Source organism: Pseudoalteromonas sp. MMG013, assembly GCF_018100885.1.
In the GTDB taxonomy this organism is placed as follows: Bacteria; Pseudomonadota; Gammaproteobacteria; order Enterobacterales; family Alteromonadaceae; genus Pseudoalteromonas; species Pseudoalteromonas aurantia.
Genome location: NZ_JAGJEE010000001.1, coordinates 24,121 through 48,576, shown reverse-complemented (window position 1 = coordinate 48,576; position 24,456 = coordinate 24,121). Strand labels below are relative to the sequence as shown.

Annotated in this window: 24 protein-coding genes; 16 read left to right on the top strand and 8 right to left on the bottom strand. The window is 41.1% G+C overall.

Annotated features, from left to right (window positions below; genetic code table 11):
- Positions 1–189 precede the first annotated feature (189 nt).
- From J8L98_RS00225 to J8L98_RS00205, 5 genes are all read right to left on the bottom strand, one after another.
- On the bottom strand, positions 190–741 hold the full coding sequence (locus J8L98_RS00225; RefSeq protein ID WP_210994757.1) for a hypothetical protein: 552 nt from the start codon (positions 739–741) through the stop codon (positions 190–192).
- A 154-nt stretch (positions 742–895) separates the two neighbouring features.
- Complete coding sequence (locus J8L98_RS00220) at positions 896–1,819, bottom strand: HEPN domain-containing protein (RefSeq protein WP_210994756.1); 924 nt, start codon at positions 1,817–1,819, stop codon at positions 896–898.
- 1 nt (position 1,820) lies between these two features.
- The gene (locus J8L98_RS00215) at positions 1,821–2,879 is read right to left on the bottom strand and encodes a DUF262 domain-containing protein (RefSeq protein ID WP_210994755.1); all 1,059 of its coding nucleotides are present in this window, start codon (positions 2,877–2,879) and stop codon (positions 1,821–1,823) included.
- A gap of 377 nt (positions 2,880–3,256) precedes the next feature.
- Entirely contained in the window at positions 3,257–4,345 is a 1,089-nt protein-coding gene (locus J8L98_RS00210; RefSeq protein WP_210994754.1) for an IS91 family transposase, read from the bottom strand.
- Positions 4,342–5,175, bottom strand: a complete 834-nt coding sequence (locus tag J8L98_RS00205) for a tyrosine-type recombinase/integrase (RefSeq protein ID WP_210994753.1) — start codon at positions 5,173–5,175, stop codon at positions 4,342–4,344. Before J8L98_RS00205 ends, J8L98_RS00210 begins: the two co-directional genes overlap by 4 nt.
- Positions 5,176–5,595: 420 nt before the next feature.
- On the opposite strand from J8L98_RS00205, the gene J8L98_RS00200 reads away from it, so the two are divergent.
- Both J8L98_RS00200 and J8L98_RS00195 read left to right on the top strand, forming a co-directional pair.
- Positions 5,596–6,552: an integron integrase gene (locus tag J8L98_RS00200; RefSeq protein ID WP_210994752.1), complete on the top strand. Its 957-nt coding sequence runs from the start codon at positions 5,596–5,598 to the stop codon at positions 6,550–6,552.
- Positions 6,553–6,746: 194 nt separating this feature from the next.
- Entirely contained in the window at positions 6,747–6,959 is a 213-nt protein-coding gene (locus J8L98_RS00195; RefSeq protein ID WP_210994751.1) for a hypothetical protein, read from the top strand.
- 309 nt (positions 6,960–7,268) lie between these two features.
- Here J8L98_RS00195 and J8L98_RS00190 read toward each other — a convergent pair whose 3' ends face one another.
- The 3 genes from J8L98_RS00190 to J8L98_RS00180 all read right to left on the bottom strand — a co-directional run bounded on the left by J8L98_RS00190 (position 7,269) and on the right by J8L98_RS00180 (position 9,640).
- Complete coding sequence (locus J8L98_RS00190; protein ID WP_210994750.1) at positions 7,269–8,618, bottom strand: hypothetical protein; 1,350 nt, start codon at positions 8,616–8,618, stop codon at positions 7,269–7,271.
- A gap of 85 nt (positions 8,619–8,703) precedes the next feature.
- The gene (locus J8L98_RS00185; RefSeq protein WP_210994749.1) at positions 8,704–9,180 is read right to left on the bottom strand and encodes a GreA/GreB family elongation factor; all 477 of its coding nucleotides are present in this window, start codon (positions 9,178–9,180) and stop codon (positions 8,704–8,706) included.
- Positions 9,181–9,196: 16 nt separating this feature from the next.
- Positions 9,197–9,640 carry a hypothetical protein gene (locus J8L98_RS00180; protein ID WP_210994748.1) on the bottom strand — a complete coding sequence of 148 codons (444 nt, stop codon included), beginning with the start codon at positions 9,638–9,640 and terminating at the stop codon, positions 9,197–9,199.
- A gap of 310 nt (positions 9,641–9,950) precedes the next feature.
- Between J8L98_RS00180 and ccoN the strand changes: the two genes are divergently transcribed.
- From ccoN to J8L98_RS00110, 14 genes are all read left to right on the top strand, one after another.
- A complete protein-coding gene (gene ccoN, locus J8L98_RS00175) occupies positions 9,951–11,384 on the top strand; it encodes a cytochrome-c oxidase, cbb3-type subunit I (RefSeq protein WP_192507791.1) in 1,434 nt (477 codons plus the stop codon).
- Between the two features lie 12 nt (positions 11,385–11,396).
- Positions 11,397–12,071 carry a cytochrome-c oxidase, cbb3-type subunit II gene (ccoO, locus tag J8L98_RS00170; protein WP_210994747.1) on the top strand — a complete coding sequence of 225 codons (675 nt, stop codon included), beginning with the start codon at positions 11,397–11,399 and terminating at the stop codon, positions 12,069–12,071.
- A gap of 5 nt (positions 12,072–12,076) precedes the next feature.
- Positions 12,077–12,262: a CcoQ/FixQ family Cbb3-type cytochrome c oxidase assembly chaperone gene (locus J8L98_RS00165; protein ID WP_010362722.1), complete on the top strand. Its 186-nt coding sequence runs from the start codon at positions 12,077–12,079 to the stop codon at positions 12,260–12,262.
- On the top strand, positions 12,259–13,227 hold the full coding sequence (gene ccoP / locus J8L98_RS00160; RefSeq protein WP_210994746.1) for a cytochrome-c oxidase, cbb3-type subunit III: 969 nt from the start codon (positions 12,259–12,261) through the stop codon (positions 13,225–13,227). The genes J8L98_RS00165 and ccoP overlap by 4 nt, the downstream gene beginning before the upstream one ends.
- 112 nt (positions 13,228–13,339) lie before the next feature.
- Positions 13,340–13,831 carry a FixH family protein gene (locus J8L98_RS00155; protein WP_210994745.1) on the top strand — a complete coding sequence of 164 codons (492 nt, stop codon included), beginning with the start codon at positions 13,340–13,342 and terminating at the stop codon, positions 13,829–13,831.
- 5 nt (positions 13,832–13,836) lie between these two features.
- On the top strand, positions 13,837–16,212 hold the full coding sequence (locus tag J8L98_RS00150) for a heavy metal translocating P-type ATPase (protein ID WP_210994744.1): 2,376 nt from the start codon (positions 13,837–13,839) through the stop codon (positions 16,210–16,212).
- The gene (ccoS, locus tag J8L98_RS00145; protein WP_192507796.1) at positions 16,209–16,382 is read left to right on the top strand and encodes a cbb3-type cytochrome oxidase assembly protein CcoS; all 174 of its coding nucleotides are present in this window, start codon (positions 16,209–16,211) and stop codon (positions 16,380–16,382) included. Before J8L98_RS00150 ends, ccoS begins: the two co-directional genes overlap by 4 nt.
- The gene (locus J8L98_RS00140; protein ID WP_210994743.1) at positions 16,369–17,040 is read left to right on the top strand and encodes a sulfite exporter TauE/SafE family protein; all 672 of its coding nucleotides are present in this window, start codon (positions 16,369–16,371) and stop codon (positions 17,038–17,040) included. The genes ccoS and J8L98_RS00140 overlap by 14 nt, the downstream gene beginning before the upstream one ends.
- Positions 17,041–17,074: 34 nt before the next feature.
- Entirely contained in the window at positions 17,075–17,809 is a 735-nt protein-coding gene (locus J8L98_RS00135; protein ID WP_210994742.1) for an FNR family transcription factor, read from the top strand.
- A gap of 100 nt (positions 17,810–17,909) precedes the next feature.
- Entirely contained in the window at positions 17,910–18,836 is a 927-nt protein-coding gene (gene uspE, locus J8L98_RS00130; RefSeq protein ID WP_192507798.1) for a universal stress protein UspE, read from the top strand.
- A gap of 141 nt (positions 18,837–18,977) precedes the next feature.
- The gene (locus J8L98_RS00125) at positions 18,978–19,649 is read left to right on the top strand and encodes a response regulator transcription factor (protein WP_210994741.1); all 672 of its coding nucleotides are present in this window, start codon (positions 18,978–18,980) and stop codon (positions 19,647–19,649) included.
- An 11-nt stretch (positions 19,650–19,660) separates the two neighbouring features.
- On the top strand, positions 19,661–21,040 hold the full coding sequence (locus J8L98_RS00120) for a HAMP domain-containing sensor histidine kinase (protein WP_210994740.1): 1,380 nt from the start codon (positions 19,661–19,663) through the stop codon (positions 21,038–21,040).
- 99 nt (positions 21,041–21,139) lie between these two features.
- A complete protein-coding gene (locus tag J8L98_RS00115) occupies positions 21,140–22,990 on the top strand; it encodes a DUF1800 family protein (protein ID WP_210994739.1) in 1,851 nt (616 codons plus the stop codon).
- Between the two features lie 11 nt (positions 22,991–23,001).
- Complete coding sequence (locus J8L98_RS00110; protein WP_210994738.1) at positions 23,002–24,357, top strand: DUF1501 domain-containing protein; 1,356 nt, start codon at positions 23,002–23,004, stop codon at positions 24,355–24,357.
- Positions 24,358–24,456: the final 99 nt, after the last annotated feature.

Here is a 24,456-nt window from a genome sequence, read left to right as displayed (position 1 = left end):
GCTGCTATGAGCGCGAAGAGACGGACAGCAAACTCGTTTTTGGACATAAACGTGTTAGAGACGAAGGACAGTTTTGTGCCAACAACCGCCGTTCGGCTACTAAAAAATGCAATACTCCTGACTTTTTGGAAGCAGACGCTCGGTAACGCCCAAAACAGCGATTTATCCGCTGCTTTTGTTTGTTACATACTACCATCCAAGTGGGATATTTATTAAATCTGAGAAGGCCCATAACACAGTGCCAATTTTAAGCATTGTAAATTCCAAACCCCTAAGATTTTTTGACCAAATATTAAACATATCTTTGAGCCAAGCCTTAATAAACCCTTCTTTATCAAGACCTGCTAACTCACCATTCTTGTAATTCTTTAGGCTCTCTAGGATATCAAGAGCGTCCTTTTCGCTGAACCCTGGCTTAATACTCTTCAACTCATTCTTTTTCTTATGCACAAAACCCGATGCCCATATTTCAAAAAGTTTCTCCTTGCCTATAAATTTAATCGTTTCTTCAAAACTCATATTCCTGAGATCCAAATAGAAATCTTTATAGGCCATAGCTATCGCTATCAAGGTTACAACAGCCCCCGCCCGGCCTAAATGCGTAAAATCCTTAAATAGGATTGCGGCTATAAAACCAACAACAAGAACTACGATTGCAGTAATGATATATGCAACAAACTCTATGAAAAAATTAAAAACAGGAGAGTCTTTATCTAACTTCCATGTATCTTTATCTGACATTCAAACTCCATCGCCTAATGATGCTAAGTTCATTTGGTATGTAACGCCCCAAGCAGAGGTGAGGAACATTGATGGGCTTTTTGCCCGCGAAGCGGGTAAGAAAAAGCGCGACAATGTTAGGAGTCCGACTGACTTGGCTTGTTAAGTTTCATTATTAATAACATTCCCAGTCTATTATGAGGCCTTGATCATCGAACTCTACATATAGCTGTTTTGCCGTTGATGCTCTTCTTTTGCAATCTGTTTGCAAAGTTTGTAAGTCATTAGAAGTCCGATAAGCTCGAGTGTTGTTGTTCGAGAACTCTTTCCATGTGTTGTTTATGTTTTTCAGAACTCGAGTGTTAATTGCTGAAGCATTTAATTTTATCGTTCCGTTTAGATGAGCCATTTCATTTTCACGAAATTTTTGGATGGATTTTGATAAGAGAGCATCAAAACTAATCGCAATAGCAAATGCTTCTTTAACGAACTGCAAAATATCATTGGGAGGGGTATCTGCTGAAGCTACATGAGCGGCTCTGTGTCTTCTGGTTGCAGCATTTCTATACGCTTCAGCTAATAATAATCCCGTCAATCCCAAACCTGAAGATATTGTCGACATTTGTCTCCAAGGGTCTTCTACATTGAAGCTTTTTAATATATCACCAATGACTGCACCATTAACATTTGCTTGAGAATACGCAAAAGTATGGTCAGAAAGCTCATAATGAGTAGTCGCTGTAGAGGCTATTTTTGATGCCTGAGTTTGGACATAAGAAGCCTTGTCTTCTTTATCTAACAAACTTAACTGATATGAAATTGCATTTAACGCTTCGTAAGTAGCAGCCTTCTGTAATTTTTCAGGCAATGCTGTAAATGCTATTGAACAACGGCTTATTTCAGCCATTGCTTCAGAAGAGCGCTTTTTAATAAAATCTTCCAGTGCCGCAAAGCTGACAACTGCCAAACCATTTCGTAGCATTCTTGCGATGGAGTTATGTTCTCTTTCACTTAGGGGTCTATTTTGAACTGCTTGTGATTGTACAGATATATTTAGACAACGTATGCGTTCAATGAAATCCGTTTTTGCAGAGGGCATACTATACCTCTAACGTATTAAGCATATTCAATAACTTACTAATTCTGTTTCTTATAGCAAGTGAATCCCCTGTGGCTTGTGAAACTGCTTTTAAGAATTCGCCATCCTCAGAATACAATTCACGAGTAGCTCTTAGAACCTCGGACGAGTGATTTGATAAGAGTTCAAGCCTTGCGTCATTTAATAGTGACACCGCTACCATTTGTGCATCGAAAAGTGGAGCAATTAATTGCTCTCTCCATCCACTATTTTGAGGTTTTTCGAATGCGTGATTCCCCCAAAGACGTTCACAACCAATAATGGAACGGTTAAATACTTCACGGAGTTCACCAGGACTGGAGTCTCGATTTTCTGCCATAAAGTCATCCATAGCTACGGATATTTTTTTACCAAAATTTTCCCATCTTGATCGGATAGTGAAAAATCTTAGCACCATTTCTAAGTCATCCATATTTCTATACGATGCAGATTTCTTAGAGGTTATTTTCATTTTTCTCTTTAAAAAGTTATTCTCAGACAGTTCAAAAAGAAGATCATTTAAAGGCCCTGAGTAGGCAACATTCCTAATCTCTTGTGCTTTCAATTTTTCTCCACCAGTATTTAACCGGAGAAAAACTTCATATTTTAGTTCCGAATTAGATTGCTTTAACAATGTAATCACTCGAATAAAAGGTCTAATTGATAGTGCGCGTTTTAGCTGTGGTGGCAACTCTTCGAAAACAAAGCCATTTAATTCAGGCAACTCCTTCAAATCTTTTAACTTTAGCTTTCCAGATAGAAAATCATATATTGCTGTTATTCTTTGCTTTCCATCAATTACCGTATATGTTCCATAGTCATCCTCAGATAAATAAACAGGTGGAACAGGTACGTTTAACAAAAATGATTCAATTAATGCAGATTGCTTTTCGCTTGGCCACCTATCTCGTCTTTGATAGTGAGGAGATATATCTATCGATTCAAATTTCACCATCTCAGCTATGGCTGATAACGAAAAATCAGACTGTTGTGTAACTAAGCTATCCTGAGCTTTTGTAAATTTATCAATAATTTCTTTCATTTATTTTTCCGTAAGATGGAACGAATAACTCAAGCGCTATTTGGGACGCTCGAGAAACTTAACTATTTAGTATTTATGCAGCACGTTGTTTGTGCTGCATAATCGCTTGTTGGACTGAGCCGCTACCTGCTCGGTGTGTCAGAGTTGGTGTTATTTATGCTATGGGAATTTGCTTTTAGTGGCGTAACTTGTCTCGAGCCTATTTTATCGGCTTGTCTTTCATGATTAAGCCATCCCTGCATTACTCAGTACGTTTTATCCTGCCATTAGAGCTAATTTTCTCCGATTTATCAATGATATTTTCACCACACACGCACTTTTCTAGCCCGAACAATTAAGCAGGTTAACGCGTTGATTTAATTCAGCAAGCTCTGCTGCTAACTCGTTCGTGCTAATTTCATTGTCTCTTCACTTGAATTAACCATTTCACTAAATCGTAAGACTCCGATTTTACATACTTCACAAGCCCAATGAGGGGATGGTGACGCAGCTTCCGCCTTTTTCTTCTTCACTTTACGTAAACTGGGCCCTTGCGCCTTTATCAACGCCAACTTTCGCTTGTAACATGCATTGGCTAAAAAGCCATAGTGACGAATTCGCATAAACCCTTTTGGTAGCACATGCTGTAAATAGCGTCGTAAGAACTCTCTACAATTCAGTGTCATGACCTTTTCACTGTGTTTACCTGTATAACCTCGATATTTAAAGCACACGCTTTGTTTATTCACCGACACCAGTCTCGATTCTGACATCGCGCCCTTTCGGGTATACCGTGCTAGATAACTTACTAACTTATCACTGTATGTTAAACACGCTTTGCTATACACACACCATTTAGCTGGTGTCGTTATATGTGTCAGCGAAGTACCTTGCGCATGCAATGCCGCAAGCATTTTCCCTCTAAATACCGTTGATAATGCTTTAACTGGGTATAAGTAGCCCTGTTCTATTTCATGCCATTGAGTTTGCGTTAGCCCTCCCGCAGGCACTAAGCAATGCAGGTGAATATGCTGACTTAAGGTTTGTCCCCATGTATGCAAAACGCTTGTCATCCCTAACTGCCCATGCCCTTTACGCTGTGCAAATTTACTTAGGGTGTCCCATACTGCTTTAAATAAACACTGATAAAGCGTGTTTGGGTCATAGCGTGCAACAATATTCAGCTCATGTGGCAGTGTAAAAACAAGGTGGAAGTAACGACAAGGCAATAAACGTGCTTGCTGTTTTTGCGCCCACTGTGCTGTTGCCATACTTTGACAGCGTGGGCAATGGCGGTCTCGGCAACTGCACCCGACCTGCTTTACCTCGCCACACGTATCACATTGCCATGATTGATACCCTAACTTGCCTGTCCTGCATGATTGAAGGTGTTGACAGACCCGTGTCTGCTGGTAATTCAATGAGTGGTGTTGCCGATAATCATCTAACCCTAATTTTAAAATATCAGCAAGGTGTAGCGTACTCATTGTTTCGACCAATCGGCCAGTAAATCAATGCCGCCATGGCCTAATTCAGGTAACCAATGCAAGTAACTCTGTGTCGTTTTAATATCACTGTGACCAAGCTGATGTTGCAATTGATGAAGCGGCATGCCTGATTCAAGTTGATGTGTCGCATAAGCATGGCGAAGTGCATGCGGGTTACACTGCTGCAAACCAATGCTGTGTGACTGCTTTTTTAATGACTTTCTGAAGCTCGATGGCGACATCGGTTTGTCCATAAACCACCGAGAATAGAACATCCAACCTGTAGGATGATACATTTTCCAGTAGCAACGTAATTGCTTCAATACACTCTCTGACACAACAACGTAACGTGATTTATCTCCTTTACCCTGTTCAATTAAAATGGTTTTTCGTTGACCGTCTATGTCTTTAACTTTAATGCGTAATAGCTCACCAATACGTAAACCACAGCCATAACACACCATAATTAGCGTCTTTAATCTCATGTCTGTGCAGCTTGCTATCAGCCGTTGTATATCGCTACGAGATAAATAAATGGGTGCACGAGACTTCGCTTTTGGTAAGGTAATATCTAAGTTCAATGGCCGATGTAAAATGTGCTTAAACAAGAACCAAATACTGTTTATCTGCAACTTTTGGCTTGCCCGAGAAAGCCTGCGAATAGCCGGATCTTGAAAGAATGAATTCAACTCTTCATCTGTAATTAAATCCAATGATTTATTAAAGTAATTTCTGAGTTTAAGTAAGTGCGCACAATAGCTTTTACTTGTTCTTTGTGAATAACCTCGATAGGCTATTTCTGCCTTGACCTGTTCAATGAGTGTATGCATTTTTGACCTCTAAGTTGTGAAATAACTCAGAGAAAGTGTGGCTCAAATGCTGAGAATAGGATCTCCGCGTAGCGGCTTAGTTCAACAGTGTATTAGCGTGAATACCGATAAACACTCTGCCCTTATTTCATGCAGAGACAATCAGAACTGCCAATTAATTTAATATATATTAGTAACTTAACATTTTTTCTAACACACAACAATCACCTCCTACCACTGATGAAACCGAGAGTTTACTTATCCGAGAAGCATTTGGGTCGTTATGTAATTTTACTAAAGTAAAAACTATATATAATTCAGTCGATTAAATTTATATGTCAATTTAAACGTGCATTTTTTAATTTACATAACGAGAAGAGAGGTTAGCAATTTTGAGAAATTAAATTATAACTGTATATAAAAACAGGTGTAGAGCATCTTATGTCTTCATCTCCTTTTCTTGAATCGGTTCGAACCGAACTGCGTACAAGGCGCTATAGTATTAAAACTGAGAAGGTGTACTTATACTGGATCAAATCGTTCATCATTTTTAATGATAAAAAACACCCTAAGGATATGAGCAACCATGACATTGAGCGTTTTCTAAACCACTTAGCGGTCAACAGGCTCGTCAGTGGTGCCACTCAAAATCAAGCCTTATGCGCTATAATTTTTCTGTATCGATATATTATTCAAAGAGATATTAAAAACCTTCGCTACTCGTTTACTAAACGAGAGAAGTCAATGCCTAGCGTGTTATCCCATGAAGAAGCCATGCAAGTAATTGCACAGCTGCATGGAAAATACTGGTTAATCGGCTCGCTACTTTACGGGTGTGGGCTAAGAATAAATGAAGCACTCCAACTTCGCATAAAAGACATTAATTTACATGACAATTCCCTCTTTATATTTCGAGGAAAAGGTAAAAAAGACCGATATACTTTGCTGCCACAGCGGCTGAACCATGCAATAACCCAACAAATAGCGCAGGTGAAACTACTTCATACTAAAGACGTATCTGAAGGGTATGGCTTAACTTCACTACCGCCTGCTTTATTACGAAAATACGGCGATGCAGCAAAAGATACTGCGTGGCAATATCTATTTCCTTCATCTACACGTTGTGTTCATCCGTATGACAACTATATTTGTCGACACCACCTTCATGAAACGTCCTTTAGAAAGCAACTAAGGCAAGCTGTGTTAGCAACGCCTATTACCAAACATGTAAAAGCGCATACATTTCGTCACTCTTTCGCCACTGAACTTTTACAACACGGTACTGATATTAGAACAGTTCAAGAACTGTTAGGCCATTCAGATCTAAAAACAACCGAACTATACACGCATGTGATAGGGAGTCGATTTAGCCATACTTTAAGCCCAATAGATAGGTGAAACTAAACTCGTGTGACAGTGTTTAGTTCGTCATTAGCCGAATTACTGATGGCAATCCAATTCAGAAAAAATACGCTACAAAAATGGGAAATTCATCTTGCATAGATGTATTACTGATGCAAAAGTAACTAACGACTTTATTCATTGAAGGTCATTGTTTTTTATACAATGAGACAATACAAGGAAAAATAATCATGCATAAAAGTGACAATAAAGTCGTACAAAACAAACTGGGGCTATATATCGCTTTGGGCGCTGGAGTCGGCTCCGGGGTAGGCGCAATTGCGGGTGCTATTTTTGATATTTTGGCATTTAGCATCTCTATTGGGTGTGCATTTGGCGTTGGTATTGGCGTTGCCATTGGTGCTGCGCGCTTAGCACCAAGAAAAGTAAAACACCCAAACTGAATTAACTAACCTCAGCTCTGAATAAGCGAATTTGCCCAATAAAGCTATTTTTCTCACTCTCGGCGTTGCTTTCATTTTTAATAGCCCGCTATTACTGCATAAAAGCGCCTTGATATTGAACTAAATATCATCATTGGATTGGACGTAAGTGTGTTTTCAAACATTTTCTATTCCAAAACCATTATTCAAACCTGAGGTTAACTAAAGTGTAAAATAGCGTCTCTTTTGAGTACATTACTACATTGTATTAGTTAATGTGTTTTTACATTCGTATCACGCGCCTGTTTTTTGTTAACCCGTGAATCTTACTTATGCGGCAAACCGCTCAGCCCATGTAAGTGTCCCTAATACCACTGGTACTTCCAGATCATATGAATAGGTATGAATATCGTCTATTTGCCGCGCATGAAATCGCTGTTCAACATCAGCTATATTTGCGCCAGTCCATTGTTCAATGGAATCTGACTTTTTAAATAAATGCGGCTTTTCTGCTACATCCGTCATCAACTTAGACCAAAGTTCTGATTGTATTTGAGCGGGTTTTTCATTAACTTGCTCAACCATGTCATTCATCCAACTGAGTCCATAATCTTCGTAAGCATTCAAGAGCTTTTTATGGAAACTTTTACGCTGGCCATCGTCAGGCATCGCATCATTCAAAGAGACATATTGCCCTTTTGAGCTTTGGTAATAATTAACATGTGCTTCATAATCAACTTGTTGACCTATATAGCTAAAAATATTGATTGGCCCAGTGTCATCAGCCTCACTTAACATATCAAAAAAGGTGCGTTTGTCGTTGTGTGCAACCAGGCTTGCCATATCGACAATACCGCGACTTTTTTCAAAGTCACTGTCTTTTAAATGAGTATTTATAGTCAGTAAATCATCTTCGCTGAAAGTTGTACGCGCCAGAATATCCGTATAGGTATCGGTGAGGTCTTTGCTGTTATTGCTTTTTGTTAAGCGCATATCTAATCCATTTTCAGCCCGTGGAACATGCAGTAAAATAGGCTCTCTACCATCTTCATCAACGGGGATCAATGAAGTAGGTGCAGTCCTGTTTTGCGCCTGTGCAGATAAAGCCATAAACGTGTCTACCGTATCTTTTAACATCTCAGTCGACATGCCTTCGAGTGCGTTAAACAACTCCTCGGGTTTTTTATTGTTGAACAATCTCAAAGGAGGAAATGATTGATCTAGCACTTGGGTGAATTTACTGAAAGTTTCGTCATCCATTTTTTCTAAAATAGATAATAACGTTTTTGAAGGCTTATATTGTTTCATGATATCGCGCTGATCTGGACTTAATCTGTCCAGCTGATCTAAAAACGCGTCTATATCTTGTTTATTATCTAACTCGCCGTATTGATATTGTCTTTCACTATCAGGGGCTGATAGATCAATCGTCACTTTGGGCTGATAGCCTGAAAAATAAAGCTTTGATCCTATTTCGGGCGCTTCATTTTTTATGATCGCAACGTCGCGTTGAGTTGTAGTCACACTATTTTTGTGTTGTTTTTCTACTTCACTATCAAGTAAAGCTCTGTCTTCTTTCGACACCGTAATCGGGGTCATTTCTAACTTGATAGCTTGACCCCGACTAACTTGACTCTGATTAACTTGATTCTGACTGACGAAGGGATACTGAATACGCATCGCTGTTTCCTTGCGATTAAAGTGCCTAATAACGGGTTATATCTCAAATATCGGCCAACAATTCATAAACTTTACACTTAAATGACTATAAAATAGCCTCTACTTCAAAATACTGGGTGCACTCGCCTACCGTTAATACAACCTCATCGCCGAGTTGTTTCATGAATAACGCCTGCCCTATTGGTGAAGCATGTGTAATAACTAATATATCTTGTTGCTGAACGGTCACTTTTAACCCGCCTTCGGATGGGCCTAAATAAAACCAGTGCATAACGTTATTCATATCAATAAGCTGAACAAGGCTACCCTCTTTAGCCCGTATTTCAGTGTCTTGGTTAAAGCTATGGGTAAAAAGGGCAATAGATTTATAAATATCATTCACCCGCTCACTTTGACCATGGGCTAAATAGCCAGACTCAATGCTTAACGAGTCATACTGGGTCTCGGCAGCACTTTGCTCATGGGTTGCATCTTGATGTGCACTGTCGGCCGCCTGTTTTGCTTGTGCCAATTTTGCCTCTAACGCAAATTTAATATGCTCTATTACATGGCCCTTATTCATTTTCTCTCTCTTACGACTACAAAATCACATATAAAGGAAAAGCCAATGACTGTTCCTGTTTCTTATTATCGACTATTTTAATGGTCAGCTTCCACTGCATCAACTGCGTAGTGCATAGCCCGACCATGGTTGTTGCATGAAACACACCATGCTCTTGCTGTTCAAAGAAAACAGGAATATAGCCCATGTTCATGTCTTCCCCAGCTAAAAAAGCAGAGTCAACAGTATTGCTTTGCGGTAGCACTAGAGTCACGCCAATCTCTTCTTCACCTTTTATCACTGTTGATGAATACCAAAGTCGTACTCCATTGCTCTGTAAGCAAGGCGATTGTCTTATACAATTTTCTATTTTACTTAAGCTTTCACTTTTTTCTGAACTTTCATGTATAATAGCTGTAGGGTCAGAGCATGCGCTCACAAAACTCAACACGGCAAGTACGCAAAACCACAATTTGAGCATTATTTATCCTAATTTAGACGATAAAAACTGATGCATAGTAATGCAGATTTTATTATTGCGCTACAATGATGAATAACTGAACAAAGAATGGGGCAAAATTTGATTGATGTCATAATTTTATGCGTTTGAGGTATCTTTTTTTTTGCAAAAAAATTATTATTTCCTTGCAAAAATAAGGGTTTCTCAGGTTGGTTTGAAATGTAATTGTCAAGCAATTTTATTTTGAATCAAGCTTGTTGAAATATAAAGCAGGGCCTGTTTATGCAGGTAATTCATTTCTAATCGCATTAATTGCAGCGGAATCCAGAAAATGAGCCAGACAGTAGCATCACAAACTGAGTACAATTATAAAGTTGTACGCCAATTCGCTATCATGACAGTGATTTGGGGCATCGTTGGCATGGGTGTTGGTGTTCTAATTGCTGCCCAACTCGCTTGGCCAGCATTGAACTTTGATACACCATGGTTAACATACTCACGACTTCGTCCGTTACACACGAACGCAGTCATATTCGCATTTGGTACTAGTGCACTTTTCGCAACGTCTTATTATGTTGTGCAACGTACATGTCAAACGCGACTTTTCTCCGACAAACTCGCTTCGTTTACCTTTTGGGGTTGGCAAGCAATCATTGTCTCGGCAGCTATTACGCTTCCTCTTGGTATTACATCGTCAAAAGAATATGCTGAGCTAGAGTGGCCAATTGATATCGCAATTGCGGTTGTTTGGATCACTTATGCGGTTGTTTTCTTTGGTACATTGATCAAGCGTAAAGTGTCTCATATCTACGTAGCTAACTGGTTCTACGCTGGTTTCATTATTACGGTTGCTGTACTTCACATCGTGAACAGTATGGCTGTGCCTGTATCGTTAACTAAATCATACTCAATTTATGCCGGCGCCGTCGATGCCATGGTGCAGTGGTGGTATGGTCATAACGCGGTAGGCTTCTTATTAACTGCTGGTTTCCTAGGTATGATGTACTACTTCGTACCAAAGCAAGCTGGCCGTCCTGTCTATTCTTACCGTTTGTCAGTTGTTCACTTCTGGGCATTGGTTTCTCTTTACATTTGGGCTGGCCCTCACCACCTTCATTACACCGCGCTTCCAGACTGGACGCAGTCTTTAGGAATGGTAATGTCTGTTATCTTATTCGTGCCTTCATGGGGCGGAATGATCAACGGTATTATGACGCTTTCTGGGGCATGGCATAAACTTCGTACCGATCCGGTATTGCGCTTCTTAGTTGTCTCTCTATCGTTTTACGGTATGTCGACGTTTGAAGGTCCAATGATGGCAATTAAATCAGTGAACGCATTATCTCACTACACTGATTGGACTGTTGGTCACGTACATTCAGGTGCCCTCGGTTGGGTTGCTATGATCTCTATCGGTGCTATTTATCACTTGATCCCTGCACTATTTGGTCACGGTAACATGTTCAGCGTTAAGCTTGTTAACACCCACTTCTGGCTACACACTGTTGGTGTTGTTTTATACATAGTTGCAATGTGGATCTCAGGTGTAATGCAAGGCCTTATGTGGCGTGCGGTAAATGCTGACGGTACATTGATGTATAGCTTTGTACAATCACTTGAAGCGTCTAAACCGTTCTACATAATGCGATTCCTTGGCGGTGTATTCATCGTAATTGGTATGCTGGTTATGGCATACAACGTGTTCCGCACAGTGAGTGCTAAAAGTGGCACCCTTGCTACTGATGCACACACAAAAATGGCTTAAGGGGTGTAGAATATGAGCAATAAAAATTCAGCCAACAAACATGAAATCGTAGAAAAGAACGTCGGCCTAATGGCCATACTGACTGTTTTTGCGATCAGCTTTGGTGCACTGGTAGAAATTACGCCACTTATGTTCCAAGAAGACACAACGAAACCTGTTGATGGCTTACGCCCATTAACTGCATTAGAAATGGAAGGTCGTGATATTTATGTGCGTGAAGGGTGTTATAACTGTCACTCGCAAATGATCCGCCCGTTTCGTGATGAAGTTGAACGTTATGGTCACTACTCAGTTGCTGGTGAATCAGTATGGGATCACCCATTCCAGTGGGGCTCTAAGCGTACTGGTCCTGACTTAGCACGTGTTGGCGAACGCTATTCTGATGATTGGCATTATGCCCATTTGATGGATCCTCGTTCAGTAGTTCCAGAATCAAATATGCCAGGTTATCCATGGTTAGACAGCACAAAGGTAGATACCTCTCTTACCCTTAAGAAGCTGCAGATCTTCCGTGACAATTTTGGTATTGATAAAGCATCACCCAAGTATGATGGAAAAGGTTACGGCGATGATAATGAGCTATTAGCTCAAATCGCTAAAGTCGATTCTATGAATAACGGCACTGGTGCAACCGAAATGCAAGCCCTAATTGCATACCTTCAGCAACTTGGCACACATTTGAAGTAATTATTATGGATTACGGCACATACAGAGGCATTTTGACTCTGATAATTTTGGTACTATTTATTGTGATTGTTGGCTGGGCATACAGTAAACGCTCAAAAAATCGATTCGACAGCGCAGCAAATGCGATTTTCGAAGACGAGAAAAAGCACGACAGCACAATCTCTAACGAGGAAAAGGAGTCTGAAAAATGACTAGCTTTTGGAGTATTTGGGTAATTGTATTAACCCTTGCGTGTCTTGCTCTGATCTTAGGCCTACTACTTTGGAACCTGAAAAACTATGCAGGTGTTGAAGAAGGTGAAAGCTGTGGTCACGAGTTTGATGGTATTGAAGAACTGAACAACCCACTCCCTAAATGGTGGACCTACATGTTCTTCGCAACCTTTGTTTGGTCTGTTTATTACCTTGCAGCCTACCCTGGTCTTGGTAATTTCGCAGGTTGGCTTAATTGGACTAGCTCAAACCAGGGCGTTAAATCAATGGAAGAATCTAAGGCGGCAGTTTTAGCCGCTCAAGAGAATGGCCATTGGGTGCAGCTAGACAAAGAAGTTGAATATGCACAAGAGCGTTTTGGTCCTATCTTTGAAGCATTTGCAAAGCAAGATGTTGTAACATTGGCTAAAGACGAAAAAGCACTTGAGATTGGCCAGCGTTTGTTTGCACAAAACTGTGCACAATGTCACGGTTCTGATGCTCGCGGTGGAATGGGCTTTCCTAATCTAACCGACAATGATTGGTTATACGGCGGCAAGCCGGACCAAATCAAAGAAACACTGCTTAACGGTCGTGTTGCAGCAATGCCGGGTTGGAAAGATGCACTTGGTGAACAAGGCGTTGAAGAAATGACTGCATTCGTGCTGAGCCTTTCAGGTCGTAAAGTAAACCAAAAAGACGCTGATGCAGGTAAAGCTAAGTTCGCAATGTGTGCAGCCTGTCACGGTATGGACGGTAAAGGCTCTGTTGCCCATAACCTGCCATTTGGTGCGCCTAACCTCACAGACAATGTTTGGTTATATGGTGGCTCTAAGCGCGCAGTTGAAGAAACGCTTAACCATGGTCGTGCCGGTGTAATGCCAGCATGGAAAGAGATCTTAGGTGAAGATAAAGTTCACTTATTAACCGCTTATGTTTATAGCTTATCGCAAAATAATCAATAAATTATAACGAATTAATCGAGATCAAAAAAGCCTCCATTTGGAGGCTTTTTTTTAGGTTTTTCACCGCAAATGAGATAAAATACCTGCACACTTTTTAAGTCTTTGAGTCGTTATGAATCCTACCCCGTGGTATAAAAACTTTTGGCCTTGGTTTTTAATGTTCTTTCCTGTTGTTACCATCATTGCCTGTATTGGGTTAGTGGTTTTTGCTGTTGGTAATGGCCCAGATATGGTCGTTGATGACTACTACAAAAAAGGGAAAGCAATTAACCTTGAGCTTACCAAATTCGACAAAGCAAAAGCGCTCTATTTACACGGAGATTTAGAAGTCACAGCTGACACCATCAAGTTTCATTTTACCAAAGGTGATGCCAGCAAGGTAAATGCATTAAAAGCATCGTTTTATCACCGCACAATCAAAAAATACGATTTCAGTACCAACTTACTCGCCAATGCCAATGGCGAATTTACCGCCGTATTAGATTCAATTGAACAAGGGGCCTATACGGTTTTTCTTGAGCCTATGGATGGCAGTTGGAAACTGAAAGAAAACTTACAACTACCTAGCGACACAATCATAAAAATATCACCAGAATATAAGTAGTCACCATGTCAAAAGCGTGTTTCCATTGCTTAGAGCCTGTCCCAAAAGGGTTTAATGAAACGGTGCTATTTGATAGCCAGCAACACCCAGTGTGTTGCATTGGCTGTCAAGCTGTTGCTGAAACCATCGTTGCTCAAGGTATGAGTGACTATTACAAATTTCGTACTGAAAGTGCCGGTAAAGTTGATGAGTTAATTCCAGAACAACTCTCACTGATAAAAAGCTACGACAATCAAGATATTCAATCTGATTTTGTCTCTGATAGTGGTAAATTGTCAGAAGTATTATTGAGTGTAGAGGGCATTAGCTGTGCGGCATGCGCATGGTTGATAGAAAAGCAGTTATTGGCACTAAAAGGCGTCAACCGCGTCGATGTAAATACATCAACTCATCGCGCCATGATCTTGTGGGATAAAGAACAAACTTTACTCAGTGATATTATTCAAGCATTAATACATATCGGCTATAAAGCCTACCCATTCCAAGCAGATGAAGAAGCAAGCCAAAAACAAGCGACGGCCAAAGCCTACATTCGTCGTTTAGGCGTAGCAGGCTTAATGACGATGCAAGTCATGATGTTTGCATTTGCGATGTACTTTGGCATGTTTTCAGGCATGGAAGAAGACTTCGAACAGTACTTTCGCTGGATCAGCCTGATCTTGGCCTCTCCGGTTATTCTTTACTCCGCACTGCCCTTTTTAACCAATGCGATTAAAGGCCTCAAAGCCAAACAACTCAACATGGATTTGCCCGTTTCGTTGGCCATTTTTGGTGCCTATGCCGCAAGTTGCTACGCCACTGTTATGGAAGTGGGTGAAGTGTATTTCGAGTCTATTTGTATGTTTACCTTCTTACTTTTATTGGGTAAATATCTCGAATTTAGAGCGCGCTTAAAAGCCAGTGAGTTTACTGCTAACTTACAAAAACTCTTGCCGCTCACAGCCCGAAAGCTGGATGAAAAAGGTGACGAGTCTGTAGTCGCTGCAAAAAATCTAAAATTGAATGACCAAGTATTAATCAAAGCCGGCGAAACCATTGCCGCTGACGGAATCATCACCGCTGGCACCACCACCGTTGATGAATCAATGATGACCGGTGAGCATTTACCTGTGAAAAAGTACCTTGGTCAACAAGTGTTTGCCGGTACAGTGAATCACGATGGCGTCGTTAGCATAAAAATTAATAAAGTGGGGCAAAACACCCTACTTAATCAAATTATTAAATTGCAACACTCTGCACTGTCTAAGCGCCCAAAGCTGGTTGAAGTAACAGACAAAGTGGCACAATGGTTCGTCGCTTGCCTATTAATATTTGCCTCTATCACAGCGATTGGCTGGTATCCCGTTTCCCCTGAACAAGCATTCTGGATCACTATTTCAGTCTTAGTAGCAACCTGCCCGTGTGCACTGAGCTTAGCAATACCGACCGCATTAACCTGTGCTGTCGCCACGCTAACCAAAAAAGGTGTATTAATAAAAGAAGCCCATGTGCTAGAAACACTCACAAAACTCACTCGGGTTGCCTTTGACAAAACAGGCACCTTAACTGAAGGGCATTTTTCGATAGATAAAGTGGTATTACACAATAATGCTTATAGCCAAAACGAGGTACTTTCCTTAGCCGCCAGCTTAGAAAAGTACTCAGAACACCCTATTGCAGCCGCATTCAATGAGCACTTAAACACCCATCATGATCTCAAAAATATTGAAGTACATACCGGGAAAGGGATCAGCGCGTCATTGGGCGAGCAAACACTGGCAATAGGAAAAAGTGGCTGGCACCAACAGCAGCGCTCTAATGCACAAGCAACTTTATACATAGATGAACATGCAATCGCGGACTTTTATTTCAATGACAAAGTCAGAAAAAATGCCCACGACGTAATAACACAATTGCAGAATAACGGTTTAAGCTGCCACTTATTAACAGGCGACAGCTCCGATGCAGGTGCAAAGCTAACAACAGCGCTTAAACTTGACTCACAACAAAGCAGTTGCTCTCCAAAAGACAAACAACATGCTGTTGAAGCGTGGTCTAAACAGGGCGAAATCGTTGCTATGGTGGGCGATGGCGTCAACGATAGCCCAGTGTTTAACAGTGCTCACCTTTCTATCGCGATGGAAACCGGCGCAGACATATCAAAAAATACCGCCGATGTGGTATTGTTAAAGAGTGACCTAAATGCCATTTTGCAGTTGCAAAAAATTGCACTGCAAACCCGTCGTATCGTGAAGCAAAATTTGACCATTTCCTTGTTATATAACGGTTCAATCTTGCCACTGGCTGCTCTTGGTATGGTCCCACCATGGGTCGCGGTCATCGGTATGTCGGCCAGCTCAATTATTGTGATAGGTAATTCATTGAGGTTATTAAAGCTATGAGCATCATTTACATTTTAATTCCCATCGCTATTTTATTTGTCATTATTGCCATTGGTATCTTCTTTTGGGCAGTTAAAAGTGAACAATTTTCTGACTTAAATAAACAAGGTCACAGCATTTTGTTTGAAGATGACAAAGAACAGCATCAAAATGCCAATGACAGAGATTAGTTTATTTGGTGCGTTTATTATGGGATTAGTTGGCAGTGGCCACTGTATTGTGATGTGCGGTGGTATTGCTTCAAGCCTACAAATGGCTAATTCAACACTCAAACCTATTCGCGTCGGGCTTACTTACAACTTAGGCCGAGCGACAAGTTATATGGTAGCCGGTGCGTTAGTGGCGTCATTGGGGAACTCATTTGCAAAACAAAACACCGAATTTGCTCTAAGTTTAAAGATATTCAGTGGCGTATTCATGATATTGGTTGGGCTTTATGTTATGCGCCTTGCCAGTTCATTAAAGTGGCTAGAGCAAGCTGGAAAAACCGTTCTTTGGCAACACTTGGTGAAACTGAACAAACATTTACTCCCTATTAATACATACTCTAAAACTTTACTCTACGGCATGCTATGGGGTTGGCTACCTTGTGGACTGGTATATTCAGCACTCACATGGACATTACAAGCCCCTACTCCGTGGTACGGCAGTGCTATTATGTTGAGCTTTGCACTGGGTACTTTGCCTTCGATGCTCATTGTTGGACAATCGGCACAACAGCTTAGCCGCTTTTTAAACCACACGCTTATTAGGTGGGCGCTAGGTAGTATTTTTATCTGGTATGGAATCTATCTACTAATCATTGCATCCGATAGATTAGTACATTAACCTAGTCTCAGCGTCATATTTTAATGGATTTATTATGGATTTAAATAATCAACAACGTTCGAAAAGTCAATGCACCATCAGTTGTAATGACTGTAGTATCAGCCAACTATGTTTACCATTTACCTTAAATGGCAGTGAAATGGATAAACTAGATGAAATTATCGAACGTAAGAAACCATTACATAAAGGCGACTACTTATTCGAGTCGGGTGCGAAACTTAACTCCATCTTTGCCGTACGCTCTGGGTCGTTTAAATCTTATACACTATCAGAACAAGGTGATGAACAAATAACCGGCTTCCACCTAGCGGGTGATTTAGTCGGATTTGATGCCATCAACAAAATGCAGCATCAGAGCTTTGCACAAGCACTGGAAACGTCAATGGTGTGTGAGATCCCATTTGATACACTGGACGAGCTCGCCGGCAAGCTACCTAAATTGCGCCAGCAGATCATGCGCTTAATGAGTAACGAAATTAACTATGATCAAGAAATGTTATTACTGCTGAACAAAAAAACAGCTGAAGAACGACTCGCTACGTTTATATATAATTTGTCAAACCGGTTTGGTGAGCGAGGCTTTTCACGTAAAGAATTCCGCTTTACCATGACTCGAGGAGAAATTGGTAACTATTTAGGGCTTACGGTTGAAACAATAAGCCGTTTATTGAGCCGCTTCCAAAAAGCCAATCTCATTAAAGTTGAAGGTAAGTTTATTACCATCTTAAATATCCCTGAATTAGCTAAAACAGCAGCGATAGCGGTTTGATCTAGGGCAATGAATTCTCAATAACGACTTTCACCTTACGCTAAATCAGTTACACTTAATGTAACTGGTTTAGCTGATAAAGTATGTTAAGGAGTTCATAATGGATAAAATAAAACGCATTCTTGCCGTTATCGATCCAACCAAAGCACAGCAAAATAGTTTGCAACGTGCTCTTTCATTAGCAAAAAAAACAGGGGCACAGATCACCGCCTTCTTGTCGATATATGATTTCTCATATGAAATGACCACAATGCTCTCAAAAGATGAACGTGAAGCAATGCGTGCCGCCGTCATCAAAGACAGAGAAGCGTGGATCAATGATTTACTCTCTAGTATTGAAAATATTGATGTACATAGCTTAGTGTTGTGGCATAACCGCCCTTATGAAGCCATTATTAACACCGTGATTGATGACGGGTACGATATAGTGATAAAAAGCACCCACCAACACGACACTTTAAAATCGGTTATTTTCACGCCAACTGACTGGCATTTAATACGAAAATGTCCAAGTCCTGTGCTGCTTGTAAAAGATCATGAATGGCCAGAAGAAGGCCATATATTAGCGGCTGTTAATGCCGTCAGTGATAACGAACAACATCAAGCATTGAATAAACGCATTATTAGTGATGCACAATTTATTTGCCAACTTGCCAATGCCCAACTGAGCCTCGTTAACACCTACCCCGCTACGCCTGTCAATATTGCAATAGAGATCCCTGAATTCAACCCTTCGCAATACAATGAAGCAGTTAAAAAGCATCATGAAGATGAGACATTTTCCTTAGCCGATTCATTCAATATTGCGCGTTCAGAATGCGAAGTTAAAGAAGGGTTACCAGAAGATGTTATTCCCTACGTTGCCAGTGAGAAAGGCTCAGAACTTGTCGTTATCGGTACCGTTGGGCGCACTGGATTAAGTGCTGCGCTGGTAGGAAACACCGCAGAACATGTTATTGATAGTCTCGATTGTGATGTATTGGCCTTAAAACCCGATGGCTACAAAAGCCCACTGGCTCATAAATGACACTCAGTTTTAATCATCTTATTTTCTCGTGCCACTGTATATGTGGCACGCTTTTCTTACAAAATTGTATCTGATCCTTACGCTAATTTACGATATGCTTTAGTCATAGACGTTGCCGTTAGACTGACACTGGTATATTGAATGAAAGTATTAATTGTTGAAGATGACTTAGACACCGCCCAATTTATCGCACGCGGATTAGAACAAAGTGGCGATTCAGCCACTCTCTGTGATAATGCCGAACAGGCTTTGCTGAGTGCATCTACACACCCATTCGACGTAATTATTTTTGATCGTTTGCTACCGAGTATGGATGGTTTGGATGCGGTACGTATTCTTAGGCAGAGTAAAATAGTGACGCCTATTATTATGCTGACGGCGCTCAGTGAAACATCAGACCGAGTCGCCGGGCTAAATGCTGGCGCAGATGATTACCTTGTGAAACCATTCGCATTTTCTGAGCTTTACGCACGCTTAAAAGCCCTTACTCGCCGTCAACCGTTGACACCTAAGGCACTTGAATTAGTCGTTGCTGACCTAACGTTAGAGCGTACCACCAGACAAGTAAAGCGTGCGGATACACACATTGACTTAATGCCCAAAGAATATCAAATTTTAGAGTACCTCATGCTCAATCCTAAGCAGTTAGTCACAAAAACCATGCTACTTGAACAAGTGTGGGGGTTCAGTTTTGACCCCAAAACCAGTCTCGTACAAACCCATGTAAGTAGACTACGCAATAAAATAGACAAACCTTTTACTACTGAGCTCATTAAAACAGTGCGCGGCAGTGGCTACATAATATCTGATTGACCATGACACATATGAAAAACTACCACTGGGTTGGCAAAGTACTGAAAATAACACTCACTGCGTGGGTGCTCGTTTGTAGCATGCTCATTGCGATCAGCTATCTCCTATTGCAACAAGTAAAAACGCAGCAAACAGACGAGTTTATAGAAATGCAAAGCGAAGTGACTCACCTCTACAACGAGGACGGCTTAAACGCTTTACTCGATGAATATGAGCTATCCCACCGCCCAATTTGGCATAAGCATGAGAGCGATGAACGACTAGATGAAGAAGGGTTACTATTTTCACTTTACGACAAGAATACTTTGCTGCTAGGTAGCACTGAGTTAACAATAACCCCTGTTGATGAAGCTGTATGGCAAAAGTATGATTCAACACTTGATGAGCCTATAAGCGCATTATACATACACTTTACGCTTGATGAACGTTATAGCCTAGCCATACTTCAACCACTGACGCATCATTATATAGATACTCGAAATACGCTCATAAGTATCAATATATGGTTCACTGCACTCAGCTGGTTACCGATACTATTCATCATATTTTCTATAACACAGCAATATGCCGTACGTATTGTTCGTATAAAAAACGCGCTTTCAAAGGTCGCTGAATCTCCCGATTCAGAACGCATTGACGGTGACCAAACACCTGATGAATTAAATGCGTTAGTCATTTCTTTAAATGCCATGTTAGATGACATTTCAGATCTTCACACCACCATGAAAACCATGTCTGTTGGTATTGCACATGACTTAAAGACGCCGTTAACACGCGTGGCAAATAGACTCCAATGTATGCAGCAGGATATCACCAGCCCCGATATGCTTGAGACTCATTTAGATAAAGCATCATCAGATTTACACACGGTTATTGCCACTTTCAATAATTTAGTTCGCCTCAATGCCATTGAATCTGGAAAGCATAAAAATGGCTTTGTAGAACTCAACTTATCATCAACAATTCTTGATTTAGCCCAAAGCTATGAACCGGTCTTTATTGATACTGGCCGCAACCTTGAGATCTCCATTGTAGATGACGTATTTTGTCTTGCAGATGAAGACCTTATCAATCAATTAGTATGTAATTTATTAGAAAATGCATTGGAATATAGCAGCCAGGATGCACAGGTTTGGATCAGACTGCAAAACCATATTGACGGTGCATTATTGCAAGTAGGTGACAATGGCCCAGGTATTTCAGTACAGGATAGATCCCATGTGTTTGATAAATTCTATCGCGCCGATATTAGCCGTTCGAAACCAGGCAATGGTTTAGGATTGAGCATTGTTAAAGCCATTTGTAAAGTGCACCGCGGCGAAATCCAATTGCTTGAGCATCAAAAAGGCGCTGTATTTAATATTGAATTACCCTTATTATCACAACAATAAACCATACAACTTTGTATGATTTGGTACTGTGAAATGTAAAACATAGTGTTAAATTTCTTCTATATACTGAAGCTATGTTTAGTTAGGGGCAATTTAATAATGAAAATTAATATAACGTTTCGACACCTCACCCTTAGTACTGTCATAAGTTTAATTCTTGCTTGCGGCGGTGCTTCTGGCTCAGATGTCTCACTGGATTACAATGCACATTCCGTTGTAAGCCAGCCTCAGTCAACACTATCAGCATTCACTCCAACTCCCTTTCCTCCCGTGAATAACGACCAAAATACACATGCTGACCGGACCTTTTCTTCAGCGGAAAAAACATCCCGTTTTTTACAGCAATCAACTTTTGGGGCAACTGCGCAAGATATTAAAACACTCACGCACAGCAGTGCATCCAAGTGGTTTAAAAACCAACTCAGTATACCCACAAGCAACATCATGCCAACTGTGGTTAGCTATGCGCCAAAAAGTGTAAACCACAACGATGAGTTTGATTTGTTTTTCATCGAATCAACCACCTTCGCATTTTGGAAAAATAGTATCTCAGGCAAGGACCAACTGCGCCAAAGAGTGGCTTTTGCATTATCTGAAATCTTGGTGGTCTCTAACGGGGGCGGAGAAACCTTAACCGATCAACCCACTGCCGTGGCTGCCTATCAAGATATACTGATCAACAATGCTTTTGGTAATTACCGAACCTTACTAGAAGCAATAACCTATTCTCCTGCCATGGGTCACTATCTAACTTATTTGGGTAATGAAAAAACGGACCCCGATACTGGCAGAGTCCCCGACGAAAACTATGCCAGAGAATTATTACAGCTGTTCACTTTAGGTGTGGTTAAACTCAACAGCGATGGCTCAATAAACAAAAACGAAAACAACGTCCCCGTGGAGTTATATTCAAACAAAGACATCACCGGCCTAGCAAAGGTTATGACCGGGTTAGATTATAATGAGACTGATAAAGATACCGTTAGCAATAATATTTTCACCCGCCCAATGGCAATTAACCCCGAAGCCCATTCAGACCAAGAAAAGGTATTCTTAGGGCTTACTATTCCAGCTGGTATTGATGCTGAAGCGTCTATCAGTATGGCATTGGATCACATTTTCACACACCCAAATTTACCTCCCTTTGTTACTAGACAGCTCATCCAACGACTGGTGAGTTCTAACCCTAGTAATGCCTATATTTCACGTACCGTTGCCGCGTTTACCAGTGGTCTATTTACACTGCCGGATGGGTCACAAGTAGGTACAGGTAAACGGGGGGATCTCAGTGCAACTGTGGCCGCTATTTTATTTGATAATGAAGCTCGCGAGCCTGCTATCACTACCGCAGGAAAAATAAGAGAACCCATACTTCGTTTTACACAGTGGGCAAGAGCTTTTAATGCACAAAATATTACCCCTCAGTATCAAACCATGCTGTGGGACACCAGTGCACCAAATGCACTCGGGCAACACCCATATCGCTCATCCAGTGTGTTTAACTTCTTTCGTCCTGGGTATACCGCACCTGGCTCGATCACAGCAAAAAAGGGGTTAGTTGCACCTGAACTACAAATTACCAATGCCACCACCATTCCTGGCTATGTTAATTTTATGACCCACTATATATCAGGGGAACCACAAGAAGCAGATGTAGAAGATATCCTCGAAGAATTTGACCACCCCAGCGTGCCAATCACCGTCGAAGATATTCGGAAAAGCTTTCTCGTTACCTATGAAGAAGAACTAGCAATCGCACAAGATGTTGATGCCCTGCTTGCCCGACTAAACTTATTACTCACTGCCAATCAACTTTCAAGTACCACTCTCACGGCAATTAAGCGTATTGTTGGCACAATACCCAACGATGAAGATGACGGTTACCTAATGCGTGTACGAGTTGCTGTACTGCTCGTTATGACAACACCTGATTATTTAGTGCAAAAATAGGGGACTCTCTCATGAACAGACGATCATTTCTAAAAGCGGGCAGTGCTTCTATGGCAGCAGCACCATTTTTGAATCTTGCACAAGCGATTGCAAATACCCCTACGACAAACAACGATGACTATAAAGCCCTTGTATGTGTTTTTCTATACGGTGGCATGGATAACCACGACACCGTGATCCCATATGATCAAGCAAGCTATACGCAATGGTCAAATATTAGAAATACATTATTATCTCAATATACCAATAAACGCTCACAGGCTAACTTATTACCCATTGATACCCCTGCTCGATTCGGATCGCGTCAATTTGCCTTGCCCCCAGAGCTCAGCGGAATTGCACAATTATACCAACAAGGAAAAGTATCTCTGGTAGGTAATGTGGGCCCTTTGCTTGAACCAACCACCGCTGCGAGTATTCGATCAGAAACAGCAAAGTTACCATCAAGGCTGTTTTCCCATAACGACCAGCAATCAACTTGGATGTCAGGCCAAACGGAGGGGGCTCAATTCGGTTGGGCTGGCATGCTTAATGATGCTTTAATAGAACAAGGACAACAAAGCCCTAGCACATTTTCTGCCATAACAACCTCAAGCGCCGAGTTACTCATCACTGGGAGTAACACAACACCGTATCATGTTCATGACGGTCAAGCGGCAACTATAGATGTTTTGGATATGTTCGATGAACCAAACGCATTACAAAAGCACTTTAGCGCGCTTGGACACCAAACTAACAATTTGGTTGAACAAGATATGTCAACGCAAATCAACCAAGCCTATAGTGCCAATGATCAGTTTAATGCGGCTTTGTCTGAGGTCTCTGTTGCACTGCCAACATTCCCTGCAACGTCCGTCGCCAAACAACTAGAAACCGTGAGTAAAACCATTGCGATTCGAGATCAACTTCAAGAAAAGCGGCAAGTTTTTGTTGTTGCTATGGGTGGGTTTGACACACACTCTGGGCAAGCACAATCGCTGCCTAAGTTGCAATCAGCCTTAGATGGCGCACTCGTCGCGTTTGATTCTGCAATGCAAAGTCTTGGACTCTCTGATAAAGTTACCCTATTTACAGCATCCGATTTTGGTCGCACTTTGGCAATTAATGGAGATGGCACTGACCATGGCTGGGGCTCTCATCACTTTGTGATGGGAGGGGCTGTACAAGGTGGGACGATATTCGGTGATATTCCCGAGGCCAAATTAAACCATTCATTAGATGCGGGCAATGGCCGTTTAATTCCAACACTGTCGGTAGATCAATACGCCGCCAGTTTCGGCCAATGGCTAGGCATAGACCAAAACACACTTGAAAATATCTTTCCAAACTTATTGAAGTTTGGTGCACCACCAGCCCTTTTCAAGTAAGGATCTTTCATAAGCCAATAGCCAAATAGGCTTCACGCATATTTGGCTATTAAATACGTTAACTTACACCAAGCTAACTTAAAGCGTATCATTGCAGTT